15 protein-coding genes (1 of these 15 only partly in view) are annotated in these 17228 nt (G+C 63.6%); 12 read left to right on the top strand and 3 right to left on the bottom strand.

Annotated features, from left to right (window positions below; all coding sequences use genetic code 11):
• Positions 1-662, bottom strand: partial view of a polysaccharide biosynthesis/export family protein gene (locus QXZ94_RS14040; RefSeq protein ID WP_315720901.1) — the 5' portion only. Its footprint begins 634 nt before the window's first position; the window shows 662 of its 1296 coding nt (coding positions 1-662); its start codon is at positions 660-662; the stop codon falls past the left edge of the window.
• Positions 663-1081: 419 nt separating this feature from the next.
• Here QXZ94_RS14040 and QXZ94_RS14035 point away from each other — a divergent pair, with 419 nt between their 5' ends.
• From QXZ94_RS14035 to QXZ94_RS14025, 3 genes are all read left to right on the top strand, one after another.
• A complete protein-coding gene (locus tag QXZ94_RS14035; protein ID WP_409998483.1) occupies positions 1082-1360 on the top strand; it encodes a hypothetical protein in 279 nt (92 codons plus the stop codon).
• A gap of 502 nt (positions 1361-1862) precedes the next feature.
• Complete coding sequence (locus tag QXZ94_RS14030) at positions 1863-2204, top strand: hypothetical protein (protein ID WP_315720900.1); 342 nt, start codon at positions 1863-1865, stop codon at positions 2202-2204.
• A gap of 1137 nt (positions 2205-3341) precedes the next feature.
• A complete protein-coding gene (locus tag QXZ94_RS14025) occupies positions 3342-3725 on the top strand; it encodes an H-NS histone family protein (protein WP_315720899.1) in 384 nt (127 codons plus the stop codon).
• 219 nt (positions 3726-3944) lie between these two features.
• Here the strand turns inward: QXZ94_RS14025 and QXZ94_RS14020 are convergent, their stop codons facing one another.
• Positions 3945-5420, bottom strand: coding sequence for an undecaprenyl-phosphate glucose phosphotransferase (locus tag QXZ94_RS14020; RefSeq protein ID WP_315720898.1), 1476 nt, complete (start codon positions 5418-5420; stop codon positions 3945-3947).
• A gap of 483 nt (positions 5421-5903) precedes the next feature.
• Between QXZ94_RS14020 and QXZ94_RS14015 the strand changes: the two genes are divergently transcribed.
• Positions 5904-6701 (top strand): sugar phosphate nucleotidyltransferase, encoded by a 798-nt coding sequence (locus tag QXZ94_RS14015; RefSeq protein ID WP_315720897.1) that lies wholly within the window; start codon positions 5904-5906, stop codon positions 6699-6701.
• The gene (locus tag QXZ94_RS14010; RefSeq protein ID WP_315720896.1) at positions 6698-7351 is read left to right on the top strand and encodes a PIG-L deacetylase family protein; all 654 of its coding nucleotides are present in this window, start codon (positions 6698-6700) and stop codon (positions 7349-7351) included. The genes QXZ94_RS14015 and QXZ94_RS14010 overlap by 4 nt, the downstream gene beginning before the upstream one ends.
• 176 nt (positions 7352-7527) lie before the next feature.
• Here QXZ94_RS14010 and QXZ94_RS14005 read toward each other — a convergent pair whose 3' ends face one another.
• Positions 7528-8628 carry a hypothetical protein gene (locus tag QXZ94_RS14005; protein WP_172185479.1) on the bottom strand — a complete coding sequence of 367 codons (1101 nt, stop codon included), beginning with the start codon at positions 8626-8628 and terminating at the stop codon, positions 7528-7530.
• A gap of 331 nt (positions 8629-8959) precedes the next feature.
• Here QXZ94_RS14005 and QXZ94_RS14000 point away from each other — a divergent pair, with 331 nt between their 5' ends.
• From QXZ94_RS14000 to QXZ94_RS13970, 7 genes are all read left to right on the top strand, one after another.
• Positions 8960-9997, top strand: a complete 1038-nt coding sequence (locus tag QXZ94_RS14000; protein WP_315726258.1) for an SDR family oxidoreductase — start codon at positions 8960-8962, stop codon at positions 9995-9997.
• 60 nt (positions 9998-10057) lie between these two features.
• On the top strand, positions 10058-11320 hold the full coding sequence (locus QXZ94_RS13995) for a class I SAM-dependent methyltransferase (protein ID WP_315720895.1): 1263 nt from the start codon (positions 10058-10060) through the stop codon (positions 11318-11320).
• 10 nt (positions 11321-11330) lie between these two features.
• Complete coding sequence (locus QXZ94_RS13990; protein WP_315720894.1) at positions 11331-11873, top strand: dTDP-4-dehydrorhamnose 3,5-epimerase; 543 nt, start codon at positions 11331-11333, stop codon at positions 11871-11873.
• A 105-nt stretch (positions 11874-11978) separates the two neighbouring features.
• The gene (locus tag QXZ94_RS13985) at positions 11979-12947 is read left to right on the top strand and encodes a phytanoyl-CoA dioxygenase family protein (protein WP_315720893.1); all 969 of its coding nucleotides are present in this window, start codon (positions 11979-11981) and stop codon (positions 12945-12947) included.
• A gap of 23 nt (positions 12948-12970) precedes the next feature.
• Positions 12971-14326 carry a DUF4910 domain-containing protein gene (locus tag QXZ94_RS13980; protein ID WP_315720892.1) on the top strand — a complete coding sequence of 452 codons (1356 nt, stop codon included), beginning with the start codon at positions 12971-12973 and terminating at the stop codon, positions 14324-14326.
• Positions 14323-15480, top strand: coding sequence for a glycosyltransferase (locus QXZ94_RS13975; protein WP_315720891.1), 1158 nt, complete (start codon positions 14323-14325; stop codon positions 15478-15480). The genes QXZ94_RS13980 and QXZ94_RS13975 overlap by 4 nt, the downstream gene beginning before the upstream one ends.
• A gap of 183 nt (positions 15481-15663) precedes the next feature.
• Positions 15664-17163, top strand: a complete 1500-nt coding sequence (locus tag QXZ94_RS13970) for a lipopolysaccharide biosynthesis protein (protein ID WP_315720890.1) — start codon at positions 15664-15666, stop codon at positions 17161-17163.
• Positions 17164-17228: the final 65 nt, after the last annotated feature.

Here is a 17228-nt window from a genome sequence, read left to right as displayed (position 1 = left end):
GGCAGCACGCCGGGCGTGTTGACGTCGCCGAGAACGCTGACCACGCTCGAATGCTGCTGGTTCAGGCTGACGACAACCTGCGGCTCGAGCGCGCGCTTCTGCAGGCGGAAGACGATCTCCTGCTCGATCTGGGGAAGCGTCCGGCCGGCGGCCGCGATCTCGCCGGCATAGGGAACGCGGATGTTGCCCTGCTGATCCACCGCCTGCGCCGGCAGATCCACGAAGTTGCCCGGACGGGCCCCGGCCGCGGTCGGCGGCGTGAACAATCCGCCTGGGGCCGCTTCGAAGATGGACACGTTCAGGACGTCCCCGACACCGGCGACCTGCACCGGCTTCGGCCGCTTGTCGGGAAATACGCCCTGGAAGGTCACCAGATTGGGCTGGGACAGGAAGCCGATCGTCTCCGAGCTGACGTCGACAAGGGCATAGGGAAGGGCGGTATTGGACCGGACGCTGGACGTGGCGTTGTCGTTCACCGCGTCGCTGGTCGGGCCGGTCCCGGGCAGCAAAGAGCAGGCCGGCAGCAGCGCCAGCATCGCTGCCATCGCGAGACCACGCGAGGCACGACCAAGGCGGCGTAGACCCATCGGGCTCGCTGCACCCTTGCCGACGACAGACCCTGCACCGCCGGTCGATCCAGGCGGCTTGATCAAGATCTTCAAACGCATTCCCGGATACGACAAAAATACGTCCCCACGCCATTCCCTCCCCCACGGAGGGACAACGCCATCCCACTAGTTCCCAACCTACCCGGCGGTCCCCCCTGGCGAAAGCGGACCACTGTTCGTCCCAGCCCGCTTTTGCCGTGACGTGCTAATTAGGTCACAGTCAGACCTCACCAAATTACCTCTTGCCAGGCCGACATCGCAACGGCTGTGCATAGGTGCCGCCGCGCGTCATCAGACCCGACGAAACGCCTGAAAATCTAAGCAGAAAGCAGTTGAGCAACGGTTATCCGAGTCGCGGCGGCGTTTCCCGAAGCCGCCGGCCCGCGTGCTCGTGCCGCCCGGACGATCGGTTGTCGCCGGCCGCCATCCAAGTCTATGCTGCTCGGCAGGTCATTGGTTCGAAGGAGCATGCCTTGTCGAACGCCATCAGGATCGCTGCTGCCGCGGTCGTCATTCTCATGACCGGCACGTCCGCCCCGGCGCTGGCGGGCCGGCTTTATCCGCTGACGGAGTGCGGCCCGGATCTCAGCCGGCTGTGCCGGCTGCATGGCGCCTTCGAGGCCACTCCGTTTCACTACAATCTCGCGATCTATCCGGGATGCCTCCGGCGCGTGGCGGTGATGACGCCTCGGGGGCTCCGGTATCGACATGCCGTGGTCTGCGGAGCGCCGGAACGGCCGATGATCTGGTGAAGCAGCCGCTTGCATTGGTGACTAAGCCGAATCCCGGGCGTCGGTATCGCTCCTCGCGCCCGGGCGTCGGATCTGGCGACGGGCGGGCCTTTCGAAACGGCGGGCTCGAGGCGCCACGTCCTGACCGATCGCTTGTGCGCTCAGTCCGGCGTATTAAATCGAGTGGTTGCGTTATTTGTTTTACGCAATCTAAAATTAAATAATTTCCTGCGCGCCCTCGAATACCGTTGCGACACAAAAAATTGTAATGAGAACAAACTAAAGCTTCAATTATCATCGACCAAGGGTGGTTAATAAGTCCTTTCGGGGACGCGGTAAAAAATTACTCCCAACCGCGGCTTGCGCCGGAAGTATTTAATTATCTTGCCGTTCAGATGGTAAATTAACTTGTCGCGAGTGGTTAATTTAATTCCGGTCATCGGAGCCGTACGTCGCCGCGACGGCAGTTCGCGGGCGTTCGAGAAAAAATCCCTCAAATCTCGCCAACGAGTGGGGTCCGTCCTTGTGTGACGAGTTGAGTACCGCGTTGATTGAAGACGAGTTGGACATTGGCGGCGGCGCTTCGAATGCCGTGCATAAATCATTGAAGACGATGCGGGCTGCCAGATCACGCCTGCAAGTGCTGTCGTCGGAACCGTCGACGCCAGCAGTCTTGATCTCGCAGATCGAGCTCTGCGACCTTCTCCTTGACGAACTCCAGTCCATCAACTGCAGCGTCGAGAAGCGCGCCGAGCCATCCAGTACGCCCAGTCGTCGCGCCGTGGCGAACCGGTATCGGCGTGGCACGGCTCACCTGGTTGCGCCGCAGCGCACTGTGCCCGGCCGGACCAAACAACGGAAATAGGACGGCAGACCTTGCCGCTGGCACGGCGTCTGTCGACGGCAGACGCTGCCGCCGCGTCTCCGTCGATCGAGAAGCTGCCGCGCCAGCGTCCGGTCCTCGACCAGGGCCGCCAAGCCGAGGACGATCTTCACCGGCAGCGGCGTGCGCGCCTCGGTGTCGAGCGTGGCTCCCAGGGCTGCTCCGGGTTCATCTCGCCGAGGTCCTTGTAGCGCTGCTGGGGGACGCCGCCGATCTGTCACGTCCTTGAAGAACTTCCCGCGCCGGCATCAGATGTTTGCCTTCCCGAGCAGTGCCATTGGGGGGCAGGTGGCGACCGCGTGCGCTCGGCGCTGACGGCGCAGCGGTGAAGCCGCGTGTGTGGAGGCCTGCCGGCTCGGCTCCGATCGCGAGCAGCCGGAACGCGAGGCAGAACCCGCGGCAGGGGCGGGATGACGCTGCCGGCGAGAGAACGCGTCGCCGCGCGGAGACCGAGTAGTCTTCCAAACCGAAGATGCGACTGACGACAGCCAGTCGTCTCCTGCAGGAAGTCTCTTGCTGGAGTCGCATCGGGCGACGGGCTCCGCGCGCTGTGATTCGCGGGCCTGTGCCCTGAACATCTTGCGGCCCCGCCGGCGCGCGACCGTCCGTGCCGATGAACGCATTTCGGCAGCTCGGCGGCATATTCCAGATGTTGTGCGTAATTAAACCTGCTTCTGGCATTTTGTGCAGATGCATAAATATCTCGATCCGGGTTATTGGCTGTTTCGCCAGAATAGGTTGTGTAGGTTGTTGCGCACTTCGCGCGTGCGTCCTCACCGGACCCGCTCGGCTGCCGAAACGTGTCCGTTTTCGTCATTCAAAATCGCGTCATTCTGGCGCGCTTTTGCCATACGACATCGAAATTCCTTGCAGATCGCGGCTATTCGGCGTTTTTTGACTCGGTCGAGCAGGTCGTTGGCCGGCGCAGGGTGATTGAAAGACACATTTCCCCGAAATGGGGTTGCGGGTTGATTATTTGTTGAGTTACAACCAAATGCGTCGGCAAGTGGATATATCTCAAATATTCAGTTTTTCCGACAGCGGGCCTCTTGCGGATCGAAATACCGAATTATATGACATTAATCCGGCAGGATAGAGATCACAGATAAAGGTCGCTGCATGTCCACCAAGAAGATCGATTTCGAGGCGATGTCTTTCGATGACCTCTGGTCTCTCCACGAGCAGATCAGTCAGATCCTCGCCGTGAGGATCACGTCAGAGAAGCGCGAGCTCGAACGTCGCCTGGCGGTTCTCAACCGCAGTCGCGGCGCCATCGAGGGGGCTGGCAGCGAGGGCGCGCAGCCCTACAACGGCAACGGCAAGGCGCGACGCAAATATCCCCGGGTCCTGCCGAAATATCGCAATCCGCAGACGTCGGAGACGTGGTCCGGCCGCGGCAAGCAGCCGCGTTGGCTGGTCGCGGCGATCAAGACCGGGCATCGGATCGAGGAATTCGCGATCAACGGCAGCGGTGTCCCGAAGGGGCGCCGTCAGCGGGCTTGAACGGCGTCAGGTGCCAGGCCGGTCTGCTAAAAAGCTGTGCTGCGTGGCGAAGTCGCTTCTCGGACGTGCGGCTGGTTTGAACTCGCGGGATCCGCGAACCCGATTGGCCGATTCGCTGGCGCGCCTTGCGCAGACAGGCGGTCGAGCGCCGCGGCATGGTCCTGGTTCCGGCGGGCGAATTCACCGGATTGGTCCGCAGCTTCATTCTCCGCATCTGGCCTAATAGGCGTTGTTGCCGCGAATCAGCTCGATCGGCGTCCGGAGCAGGATGGCGATGTCCAGCGACAGGCTCCAATTGTCGATGTACCACAGGTCGAACTCGACGCGCTCCTCGATGGAGGCACGCGTCGGCGTCGGCCCTCGGCAACCGTGCACCTGCGCCCACCCGGTCAATCCCGGCTTGACCCGGCGGCGAAACGCGTAGTTGCGGACAAGCTTGTCGAACTCGTTGTCGTGGGCCAAAGCGTGCGGACGCGGTCCGACCAGGGACATGCTGCCGTTCAAGACGTTCAGAAGCTGCGGCAGCTCATCGATGCTGGTTCTCCGGAGCCACGCCCCGAGGCGCGTGAACCTGCTGTCGCCGATTTGCGCCTGCACGATGGAGGGGCCGTCCTCGAGCACGGACATCGTGCGAAATTTGTAGATCTGGAAGGATCGGCCGTTGAATCCGCAGCGCTGCTGCCGGAACAGCACCGGTCCCGGCGAGTCGAGCTTGATGGCGAGCGCGACCAGCAGCAGCAGCGGCGAAAGCAGCGTCAGCGCAGCCGCCGAGAGCGCCAGGTCCATGAGCCGTTTCGTCGCGTGCTCGAGCGGGCTCATCAGGCCGCGCTGCAGCTCGATGCAGACGGCGCTGCCAAGCTCGTGGCGGGGACGCTTGAAGATCTCGGAGGCGGTGCCTACCGGCACGAAGCTCACCGGAAATGGCAGGACGCGCAACTCGGCGCCCAGCGAGCGCAACTCGGACCAGGGAGCGGGACCGGCGCCGACCACGATCTCCTCGATGTCGGAGCCGCGCACGAAATCGATCACGCCCGCAACAATCCGCCGTCGCTCATCGGAATCGGATCCCGGGGCGGGAAGCAGGAAGTGTCGCTTGACGCGAAAGCCGGTGTCCGTGAGCGCCTGGGTCAGGCCGGCATTGTCCTTGCCCGCCTCGTCGGTGATGAGAACGATGTTGCGGCCTGAGAACCGTTTCTCGGCGAGGCCCTTCGCCAGCAGGTATTCGGTGATCCGGCGGTTGAGGATCAGCGCCATCAGCCCGAGCGTCGCGAACACGATGCTGGTGCCGCGCGAGAACTCGCTGCCGATCTTCAGCGCAAACAGCGCGCCGGCCAGCACGAGAAAGGCGGTGATCCAGGTCAGGCAGGCCGCGCGGATCTGGTGTCGCAGGATCAGCAGCTCGGCCGGGCGGTACATGCCGCGGACCTTCATCAGCGACACGAACAGCGCCGACACCAGGATCGCCAGGCCAACCGATTTGCTGACGTCGTTGGCGCCGACGGCGTCCTGCAGATGATAGAGAAAGCCGGACAGCACACTGGATGCGGTAATCGTCGCGATGTCCGCCGCGATCGCGAAAGGCTCCACCGCGGCGTAGTGGACGGGCCATTTGCGCCCCTGGACTTGCCGCTCCGCCATGATGGCGGCCGGCATGCCGTTCCGATCGAGAGTCTCGGGCTGATCCACGTAATGCATGGGATATCGGTGTTCGAAACTCGGTTAAAATAGCGGCTCGGCCGGCACTATATAATCTGGCATTTAATTTAAACAAATAAAATCGACGGCCGTTTTTGCGGACGCTGTCGAATGGTCCCGAAATACCGGGACTGGCATGGGAATGAACAATGCCGACGCGCCGTCCAGCGCTCCGGAGCTCCTGTTTTTGCTATGGGATGCCGCGTAACGGGCGATCGGCCGATGCGTGTGGCGGATTAATGTCGGCGAAGCGGATATTTCAATGCTGGCCGCCAAAAATATCGTTTAAAATAAAATACAACAGGATTATTAATTGCGGGCGGGGCGCTGCTTTGCGACAGGTTGAATTCCGCTGCCGGACGGAATCGTCGCAAGGGCGCTCCCCGACCGGAGGAGGCGGCGAGCCGTCGTCGAGGCTGGCCGGCGAGGTTGAAAGATAATGTTGCTCATTTCCGAGATTACGAATCCGAAGGACGTCGAGCCATGAAGGTCGTGTTGTTCTGTGGAGGACTTGGTACCCGGATCAGGGAATATTCCGAGAGCATCCCGAAGCCGATGATTCCGATCGGCCACCAGCCGATCCTCTGGCACGTGATGCAGTACTACAGCCAGTACGGGCATCGCGACTTCGTTCTCTGCCTCGGCTACAAGGCCAATGTGGTGAAGGATTATTTCCTGAACTACAATCAGGCCGCCACGACCGACTGCACCATCTCGCAATTCGGCAAGAAGGTCGAACTGCTGGGCGAGCGCCCGGCGGATTGGCGCGTCTCGCTCGTCGACACCGGCATCTGGCGCAACATCGGCCAGCGCCTGCGGGCCGTCCGGCACATGGTGCAGGATGAGGAGATCTTCCTCGCCAATTACAGCGACGGTCTGACCGATGCACCGCTGCCGGACATGATCGATCGCTTCAAGCGAAGCGGCATGATCGGCTGCTTCATCGCGATTCATCCGCCGATCAGCTTTCACCTCGCCGAGTTCGATGCCGGCGGCAAGGTCGGCCGCATGGCGGCGAGCAATGATTCCGACATCTGGATCAACGGCGGATACTTCATCTTCCGCAAGGAGATCTTCGATTACATCGAGGAAGGCGACGAACTCGTCGTCCAGCCGTTCAAGCGGCTGATCGATCGCGGCCTGCTGATGGCCTATCGCTACGAAGGGTTCTGGCGGGCCATGGACACGCTCAGGGACCGTCAGGTGCTCGAGGAGATGATCGAGCGCGGCGACACGCCCTGGCATTTCGGCGGAAACCTTCCGGCCGTGGTGAACGGATGAGAGCCCTCAAGCTCGCCGGTCGCGGCGACCGGCTTTCGGTCCTCTGTCTCGGCGCGCATTCCGACGACATCGAGATCGGCGCGGGGGGCACGCTTCTGACCTGGCTCGACCAGGGGGTTCGCCTCGACGTCCACTGGTGCGTGCTGAGCGGCAATGGCGAGCGCGGCACCGAGGCGAAGGCATCGGCCGACGACTTTCTCGCCGAGGCGGCGGGGCGCAGCCTCGAGATCATGAATTTCCGCGACGGCTTCTTTCCGGAGCAGGGCGAGGAGATCAAGGCCTGGTTCGAGGCGCTGAAGGGCCGGATCGAACCGGACGTCATTCTCGCCCACCGCCGCCACGATGCGCATCAGGACCATCGCCAGGTCAACCGGCTCGTCTGGAACACGTTTCGCGATCATCTCGTCCTCGAATACGAGATCCCGAAGTGGGACGGCGATCTCGGTCGGCCGAACGTCTACATGCCGGTGCCGGAGATCGTCATGAAGCGCAAGGTCGCGCTGCTGATGTCGCATTTCGGCAGCCAACGCTCCAAGCAATGGTTCGATCCGGAGACGTTCATGGGCCTGGCGCGGCTGCGCGGCATGGAATGCCGCGCGCCCGAGCGCTACGCCGAGGCCTTCGTCGCGCGCAAGCTGTCGCTGGGGTGAGCCGCAGCCGCTGCGCTTGGCGCGGACGCAAAGTCCGCGCGACTCTCAAGCGTCGGAGCACGGCCCTGCGGTGATCTTGCCGCGCTGTCTGGTGCGTACACAGAGGCGGCAGGGTCCTGCGGAGCCGGCGGAAACCTCGCGATCCCTTCGATCGCGGCCGACGATGTGTCTGGCCGTCAGCCCGTCGCCCGTCTGGGAACGTCGACGGTCTCAGCCACCGGCGGACGCTCGATCGCGGTGGCCGGCACCTTCTCCAGCCAGACCTCGCGCCACCATGCAAAGATGCCGCGCGGGCAGAACAGGCGGTTCTCGCTATAGCGCGACTGGCAGTAGACGCCGTCCAGGATGACCGCTGGCGTCTTCATGCGCCGGATGAAGCCCGTCCGCTCGTCGATGAACTTCTCGACCCGGGTCCGGACCCGGAAGACCTTGCCGCAATAAGGCACCATCTCGGCATCGAAGCCCATGCCGCGGTTGTTGGTCTGCTTGTCGATGGTCGCGAGGATCTCCTTGTGCGGCCGGACGCGGACGAGGTCGCCCGGCTGCAGCCCGAGATCGGCAATCGGGGCGTCCTTGTCGGTCAAGAGGTCGCCACGCCGCCGCGGAAACGGCACGCCGCCCCATAGCGACTGGACGCGGTCATAGACCCAGCGGGCCGGACGGCCGAGCCGCGGGCGTCGTGCCATCGTCGCGCCGACATAGGCAAAGTAGAGCAGGCCGCGGAGCATCTTGCCGACCGAGACGTTGCCGGACGCGATGTCCTCGGCATATTGCCTCGCGTCCCACCATTTGAGCGGTTGGGTGTAGCTCGGCAGCTCGGTGGCCTGACAGGAATATCTGGGGCCTTTTCCCGCGATCTGGTCGGGCGACTTGGTCGCGTCCCACACCGCGCGCGCCGTGCATCCGCCGGAAGGCTGGCGCGCGGCGGCGTGATCGCGATCGGCCGCGGCGGCTTGCGCCGGGTCGACCGGAGACAGCCAGGCCTCCTTCCAGAAGATCAGGCACGCTGCCTGGCAGCCGCCATAGGCCTCGCCGTCGCAGCGCAGGTCGAGATGCACCGCATGGGGCAGGCGTCTTCCGAGCCATTCGCCGGTGTTGTATCCGGTCACCGTATCGCAGGTCTTGTGGGCGCGCTTGTGAACCTGGAGACGCTGGCCGCACCATTTGAACATCTGCGGCATGAACGGCAGCCCTTCGAGGCGCCCATTCGCGTCGAGCGTGGCCAGGATCTCTTCCTTGCTGCGCACCACAACCCAGTCGCCGGCGGATAGCGTCATGCTCTGTCTCTCAAATCTTCAATGAAAGCGCTCGAATAAAGCTGCCCAGATTTGCGGTTCCGGTTTGTCCGATTCAAGGCATTTATTTAATTTGGCTGGATTAAAATTAAATGGGTGGTGGCCGGATCGGCATGCCGGTGCGGGGGGCTTCCGGCCGCCGAATGTCGCGGAAAAGTGCGGTCCTGCCCGTGTTCATCGTCTCGCTTGCTCCTCCCCCGGCCTCTGGACAAAGGCGGCGATGGATTTACTGGACGGAAGTGCATTATATATTATAATGCATTTTGGATCATTTTAAATCGTGCTTTGGTTGGTGGCGTAAGAGGTGACGATGCTGAAGGTGCTCATCACTGGAAACATGGGCTATGTCGGGCCGGAGGTGGCAAAGCATCTGCGCGCGCAGCGGCCGGATGCGGTGCTGCACGGCTTCGACAACGCCTATTTCGCGCACTGCCTGACCGGCGCTCCGGTTCTGCCCGAGCGATATCTCGACGAGCAGTTCCATGGCGACGTCCGCGAGATGTCGCTGGACCTGCGCGGCTACGATGCCGTGATCCAGCTGGCGGCGATCTCGAACGACCCGATGGGCAATCGCTTCCAGGACGTGACGCTCGACATCAACCAGACGACCACCGTGTCGCTGGCCAGGGCGGCCGCTGCGGCGGGAGTGAAGAACTTCGTGTTCGCGTCGAGCTGCAGTGTTTATGGCATCGCTGACGGCCCGCCGCGAAAGGAGGGCGATCCGCTCAACCCCATCACCGCCTATGCCAAGTCGAAGATCGGCTCGGAGCAGGAGCTGGCTGCGATCGATACCGGCATGACCATCACCTGCCTGCGCTTCGCGACGGCGTGCGGCATGTCGGATCGGCTGCGGCTCGATCTGGTTCTCAATGATTTCGTCGCCTGCGCGCTCACGCGCCGGCAGATCAGCGTGCTCTCCGACGGCACGCCGTGGCGTCCCCTGATCGACGTCGCCGACATGGCGCGGGCGATCGACTGGGCCATCGACAGGCCGGCGGCGACCGGCGGCCGCTTCCTCACCGTCAACGCCGGCTCGGACGATCGCAACTACCAGGTCAAGGATCTCGCCGACGCGGTGGCCGCGAGGGTCCCGGGGACCGCGGTGTCCATCAATACCTCCGCGCCGGTGGACAGCCGCTCCTACAAGGTCGATTTCGGCCTGTACCGGGCGCTCGCGCCCGATCACCAGCCGCGCGTCACGCTGGATCAGTCGATCACCAACCTGGTCAATGGCCTGAAGCGGATGAACTTCAAGGATGCCGAGTTCCGCTCATCCGACCTGATCCGTCTCAAGGTCCTGCAGGACCACATGGAGACCGCGAGGATCAACGACAGGCTGCAATGGACCTGACGCCGCACGGCCCGTGCAGCAGGCCATAGCGTCGCCAGACAGGACAGTGACGGAGAAACCATGGAACTGAGCCTTCCCACGGCCGTAGGTGTCGCGCCCAAGTGCCGGCACTGCGGCGATGACCTCACGCTCAAGCTGATCGACCTCGGCGCCTCACCGGTCGCCAACGACTACGTCGACCCCGCCAACTACATGAGGGCCGAGCCGTTCTATCCGCTGGAGACGTTCGTCTGCCGCGAGTGCCGTCTGGCGCAGACGCGGGATCTCTTGGCAGCCTCCGAGATTTTTCGCGCGGACTATGCGTATTTCTCTTCGCACTCGACGTCGTGGCTGGAGCACGCGCGCGGCTATGTCGAGGCGATGACGGCGCGCTTCGCGCTCGGCCCGTCCTCGCGTCATGTCGAGATCGCGTCGAACGACGGCTATCTGCTGCAGTATTCGCTGCAGAAGGGGGTCAGCTGCCTGGGCGTCGAGCCTTGCGAGAGCGTCGCGCTGGCCGCGCGCGCCAAGGGCATCGAGACCCGTGTCGAATTCTTCGGCCGCGCCTATGCGAAGGTTCTTGCTGACGAGGGCTGGTCAGCCGACCTGCTCACCGCGAACAACGTTCTGGCGCACGTTCCGGACATCAACGACTTCGTCGGCGGGGTCAAGATCCTGCTGGCTCCGCAGGGCGTCGCGACCTTCGAGGTCCAGCACCTGCTGACGCTGATGCAGCGGCATCAGTTCGACACGATCTATCACGAGCATTTCTCGTATCTGTCCCTGATCGCCGGCTTGCGCATCTTCGCCCGGGCCGGCCTGCGGGTGTTCGATGTCGAGCTGCCGGAGACTCACGGCGGCTCGATCAGGTTCTTCGTCTGCCATGAGGGCGCGGCGCATGCAGAGAGCCCGAACGTGGCCGACGTGCTGGCGCGCGAGCGGGCCTATGGCCTGCACGAGGACGCGATCTACACGGCCTGGAACGAGCAGGTCAAGGAGACCAAGCGGGCGCTGCTCGAACTGCTGACGTCGCTGAAGCGCGACGGCAAGAAGATCGTCGCCTACGGCGCGCCGGCCAAGGGCGTCACGCTGCTCAATTATTGCGGGGTCCGGACCGACTTCCTCGACTTCACCGTCGATCGCGCGCCCTCGAAGCAGGGACGCTACATGCCGGGTGTCCGCATTCCGATCCTGCCGCCGGAGGCGATTTTCGAAGCAAGGCCCGACTACGTGCTGATCCTGCCGTGGAACATCAAGAACGAGATCAAGGCGCAGATGGCCGAGATCCGAAATTGGGGCGGCCGCTTCATCGTGCCGGTGCCCAAGGCCAGCATCGAGGAGTAGGGCGGCAGCGATGAGGTTTGTCCAGCTGGGGCGATCGGATGCGCGGCTGATCGAGCTCACGGTTCGTGCCGATGAGCGTGGCAGCTTCACCCGAACCTGGTGCGCGGACACGTTCGCCCGGGAGGGCATCGCCTTCCAGCCGGTGCAGGGCAACAGCTCGGTGACGCGTCTGCGCGGCACCGTGCGTGGCATGCATTTCCAGCGCGCGCCGAAGGCCGACGCCAAGATCGTCCGGTGCTCGGCAGGCCTGATCCATGACGTCATCGTCGATGTCAGGCCGGAGTCTCCGACGCGAGGCGAGGTCCATGCCTGCGAGCTCGGGCCGTCGACGTCACGGATGCTCTATATCCCGGCCGGCTTTGCTCATGGTTTCCAGGCGCTGACGGACGACGTGACGGTCGAGTACCTGATGGGCATCGACTATGTCGAGGGGCTGTCGGACGGCTTTCGACACGACGATCCGATGATCGGCATCCGATGGCCGCAGCCGGTCACGGTGATGTCGGCGAAGGATGCCGCATGGCCCTTGCTGGCCGAGCGGGGGCTTTGGTGATGCGGCTTCGCGATTGCTGCGGTCGGTCGGCGCACGGACGAATGAACGAGCGGCAGAAGCCGCCAGGTCGCCCAAGGTATGACGACGAGCCAGGAGGGCTACGGAATGACGAATATTTTCGTTGATGCCACGATGCCGGACGACCAGCGGCGCCAGAGCTTGTATGACGGCGCGCTGTTCCTGTATTCGCCGACGCCGTCCGTCCAGGCGCTGGTGGCGTTCGCAAGGCAGCTGATCGAGGAGGCCTTTCGTCCCTACGATCCGCGCACCGCCCAGTTCGAGCTGCCCGTCGAGCGCTACGTCGACATTCTCGCCAAGCTCAAGCCGTTCTTCATTCATCACCCCCGTTCGAAAGAGCTGGTGGGAGGAATTCTGCGCGAGCTCGGCTGCGACCCCGAGTTGACCTATTTCGACGTGCCGCGGCTGCGGTCGGCCACGAGCAACGATTATTTGACGACGGGCATCGCGTTCGCATTCCATCCGCACCGCGACACCTGGTACTCCGCGCCGCCGTGCCAGTTGAATTGGTGGCTGCCGGTCTATGACATCACGCCCGATAACGGCCTTGCCTTCCATCCGCGTTATTTCGACGAGGCCATCAAGAACGGCTCGAGAAACTATGATTATTACGAGTGGAACCGGACGTCGCGTGCGTCGGCCGCGCAACACATCAAGACCGATACGCGCGTGCAGCCGAAGCCCGAGCAGGAGATTGCCCTCGATCCACAGCTCCGCTTCGTGGCGCCGAGCGGGGGCGTCACGATATTCTCGGCGGCGCACCTCCATTCCTCTGTGCCGAACACGTCCGGACTCACCCGGTTCAGCATCGATTTCCGCACGGTTCACGTCGCCGATGTCGGTGGCAGGCGCGGGGCCGTCAATCTCGACTCGGAGTCGACGGGCACCAATCTGCGCGACTTCCTGCGCGTCTCGGATCTCGCGCGGCTGCCGGAAGAGATGGTCGCGCCCTATGATCAGGGCTCCGTACCGCAGGACCATCTGATCTACCAGCCGACCATCGTGCCGCGGGCGACCGGCGATCTCGCCGCCGATGCGGCGCAGGAATCGGTCTGACGGCTGAAGGGGACGCGTGCGCAATGCTGGACAGGCTGAAATCACCGACGGGAGCGCGAACGCCGGCGATCGATCTCCACGATCTGGTGACGGAGCTGTTTCCGATCAACCGCAGCCTCACCGGCGCGGGTGTCAGGCAGACGCTCGCGGTCGTCGCCCGGCATGTCGATCTTGCCATCCACGAGGTCCCGAGCGGCACGCCGATCCTCGACTGGCACGTCCCGGCGGAGTGGAACATCCGCCGCGCGACGATCTCCGACATGGCGGGGCGTCGTGTGGTCGACTTCGCCGATCACAATCTCCATGTGATGGGATACAGCCGGCCGGTGCAGGCGGTGATCAGCCGGGCCGAACTGGCGAAGCACATTCATACGCTGCCGGAGCAGCCGGACCTCATTCCATACCGGACCGGCTACTATGCGGATGATTGGGGCTTCTGCCTGCCGGATCGTCTCTGGCGCAAGATGACGGACGACAGCTACCGCATCGACATCGATAGCGATCTCACCCAGGGTGCGCTGACCTATGGTGAGCTGTTCGTCCCGGGGTCGACGAGCCGGGAAGTGCTGATCACCTGCCACATCTGTCATCCGAGTCTGGCGAACGACAATCTGTCGGGCATCGCGGTGATGACCGCGCTCGCCATGCGGCAGGCCCGTCAGACGCGCCGGCTCGGCTATCGGTTTCTGTTCATGCCGGCGACGATTGGCGCGCTGGCCTGGCTCGATCGGAATCAGAGCCAATTGGATCGGGTGGAGCACGGCCTCGTCCTGACATGTCTCGGAGATCCGAGCGGATTCCACTACAAGCAGAGCCGCAAGAGCGCGCCGATCGACCGCGCCGTCGCGCATGTCTTGAAGCACTCCGGTCATTCCCACGAAATCTTGCCGTTCAGCCCCTATGGCTATGACGAGCGGCAGTTCTGCTCGCCGGGCTTCGATCTGCCGGTGGGCTGCCTGATGCGCGGGGTGCACGGCACGTTTCCGGAGTATCACACCTCGGCAGACAACCTCGATTTCGTCAAGCCAGAATGCCTCGACCAGTCCTACGCGGTGATCGAGGAGGTGCTCGATCTGCTCGATCGTGATTGCGTCTATGAACGCGTCGACGGGCGAGGTGAGCCGCAGCTGGGCCGGCGCGGCCTCTACCGCGCAATCGCTGGACAGCGCGAGGCTGGCGGCGCAACGCAAATGGATCTGTTGTGGGTCCTCAACCTGGCGGATGGAAAGCACAGCCTGCTCGACATGGCGATCCGCGCCGATGTGCCGTTCGGCCGGATCGAGGCGGCGGCGCGGCTCGCACTGGATGCCAGTCTGATCAGGCCGGCGGCTTCCCTCGAAAACGTCGGCGACGGCACGGGACGCAGTGAGGCACCATGAATCCGCAGTCCGACGATCCTCGCGTTCTGGTCTTTTCGCTCCGAAACATTTTCGGACGCGCCCTCAATCGCGGCCCTCATGTCGAGCTCGAAGACATCATCTGCGAGGTCGATTCCGCCGAGCTGCTCGCGCCCATGCTCGACCCGTCGAGCCGGCGGGCGAGCTTCGCCACGCGGCTGGCGTATCATGCGCCCGTGCTGCTCAATCCCGGCCTGCCGCGCGTTCCGCCGAAGCAGCAATACGACGTTCTGTTCGCCATCTGCGGCTTTCCGCAGGATCTCATCATGTTCGATGCGATCGAGGATCTCAGAGCGGCCTGCAAGACCTCGGTGTGTCTGCTGGACGAGCTCTGGATCAAGGAGATTGCCAAGCATCGCCACTTCCTCAAGGTGCTCGCCAAGTTCGACATCGTCATGCCGTTCCAGATCAACACGGTGAAGCCGCTCAGCGAGGAGATCGGGCAGGCTTGCGTGCATCTGCCGCTCGCCATCGACACGATGCGGTTCTGTCCCTATCCCGACCCGCCGGAACGGGTCATCGACGTCTACAGCATGGGACGTCGCTCGCCGGTCATTCATCAGACGCTGCGCGCGATGGCGCAGGACGGCGACTTCTTCTATCTGCACGATACGATCGGCGGCAGCCAGGCCATCGATCTCGGCGAGCACCGGACGCAGGTCGCGAACCTCGCCAAGAGGAGCAGGTATTTTCTCGTCAACCCCGGCAAGTTCGACGAACCGGGCGAAACGGGACGCCAGGTCGAGTTCGGATACCGGTATTTCGAAGGCGCTGCCGCGGGCGCGATCATGCTTGGCGAGCGTCCCGACAATGAGCTGTTCCCCAGATTGTTCGATTGGCCGGATGCCATGGTCCACGTGCCTCACACCTCCGGTGACATCGATCGGGTCATCCGGGAGTTGGACCGGGATCTCGACCGGCAGGAGACGATGCGGCGGACCGGCATGGCGCAGACCCTGCTGCGGCACGATTGGGTCTATCGGTGGGAGACGATCCTCGATGCCGTAGGCCTCCAACCGCTGCCGGGACTTGCGGTGCGCAAGGATCGTCTCAAGGCGCTCGCCGAGATGGCTTCAGGCCAACGCCCGGCAAGACACGCTAAATTAAATCGCGCGCCGATATTGGCGAGGTCGTGATTTTAAATCCTTTTCTCCGCCACAAAGTGAGTTCATCGCTCGTCTGCCCCGCACATGATCGGACGCAGGGGTTTTTCGCGACGTCTTTCCATTTTGAACGATGGGTTTTCATGCCCCCGACGAACTTGACTGGCTCGCAGCGAGGCGTTCGACGGTCGGCATCGACCCTGGCAGGCGATTGACATGTCGGAAGCCCTCTCCGCCTATTTCGAAGAGCACAGGGAATCGAAGGATCTCGGACGCCGCGCGTTGCGCGGCGGGATCATTTCCATCGTCATCCAATATGGCAATGCTGCGCTCCAGATCGTGGCGGCCATCGTGCTGGCCCGGCTGCTCGCGCCGGAAGATTTCGGGCTCGTCGCCATCGTCACCGTTCTGACGAGCTTCGCTCCGCTCCTGATCGATTTCGGATTGCTCGACGCGACCGCGCAGAGAAGCAAGGTGACGCCAGCCCAGGTCAGCGGTCTGTTCTGGGTCAGCACCGGCATCGGGGTGGCGGTCGCGGTGATCGTCGCCGCGTCCAGTCCGCTGATCGCCTGGATCTACGGTGATGCGCGGCTGCAGCCAATCTCGCTGTGCGTGGCAATCACCTTCGTGCTGTCGGGACTAACCAATCAGCACATGGCGCTGCTGCGGCGCACGATGCAGTTCGGTCGCATCGGTCGGATCCAACTGTTCGGCACGCTGGCCGGGACCATCGTCGCCATCGCCGCCGCCATCGCGGGCTACGGCTATTGGGCCTTGGTGCTCCGGCCGGTGACGAGCTCGGTTTGCGTGGTGATCGCGGCCTGGTCGGCATGCGCTTGGCGCCCGGGGGCTCCGGTGTTCGACGATGAGGTCAAGTCGATGGTCCGGTTCGGGCTCCACGTGGTCGGCTTTACCGTCGCCTACACGCTGTCGCGGGCGGCAGACCGGATCGCGCTCGGCCTGATGTACCGCCCCGATCAGGTCGGGTACTACCAGAATGCCATGAACCTGTACGACAACTCGATCTATGCGGCGCTCAATCAGACGCATGCCGTCGGCAGCTCGGCGCTCAGCAAGCTGCAGTCGAATCCGGCTGCCCTTCGACAGAAATACGAGGCGGCGCTGTCGATGCTGGCTTTCTTCCTGATGCCGGCGGCGGCGATCCTTTCCGTCACGGCCGAGGATCTGACCGTCGTTCTGCTCGGCCAGAAGTGGCAGGCGGCCGGCGGGCTGCTCAGCATCATCGCCTTGCGCGGCATTTCGCACGTCGTCGAGGGCTCGCAGGGCTGGCTGCATCTGTCGCTCGGAAGGGCTGATCGCTGGCAGACATGGGGGATCATTTCGCTGGTCGTGCAGGTCGCGGCCGTGCTCGCGGGCCTGCCTTTCGGCCCGGTCGGCGTCGCCTGGGCAGTGGTCATCGGATATTCGCTGATCGCCTTGCCATCGGTCATCTATGCGGGCCAGCCGATCGGCATCGGTGCGGCGCTCGTGGCCCGGGCTGCGGGTCCGCAGACGGTCGGCGCCATTGCCGCGGCTGCGGCCGGCTGGTGGCTGCAGTCCGAGCTCCTCACCGCCACTCCCGCTCTGCTGCGCATGATGCTCTCCGGGTGCTTCTGCGGCTGCCTCTACCTCGCAATCGTCGTCGGCGTGTTCCGGCACGGCGAGCCGCTGAGGATAGCTGGTACGATCATCCAGGATTTCATCAGGAAGCGGTGAGCCGGGGCCGGGCCGAAGCCGGAGCGGCGAGATTATTTCTCGCCCTTTATTAAATCGTCTATATA

It is taken from the genome of Bradyrhizobium sp. SZCCHNS2022, assembly GCF_032377575.1.
In the GTDB taxonomy this organism is placed as follows: domain Bacteria; phylum Pseudomonadota; class Alphaproteobacteria; order Rhizobiales; family Xanthobacteraceae; genus Bradyrhizobium; species Bradyrhizobium aeschynomenes.
Note: the sequence above shows the minus strand (reverse complement) of the source record. Positions and strands in the feature narration are given on the sequence as shown.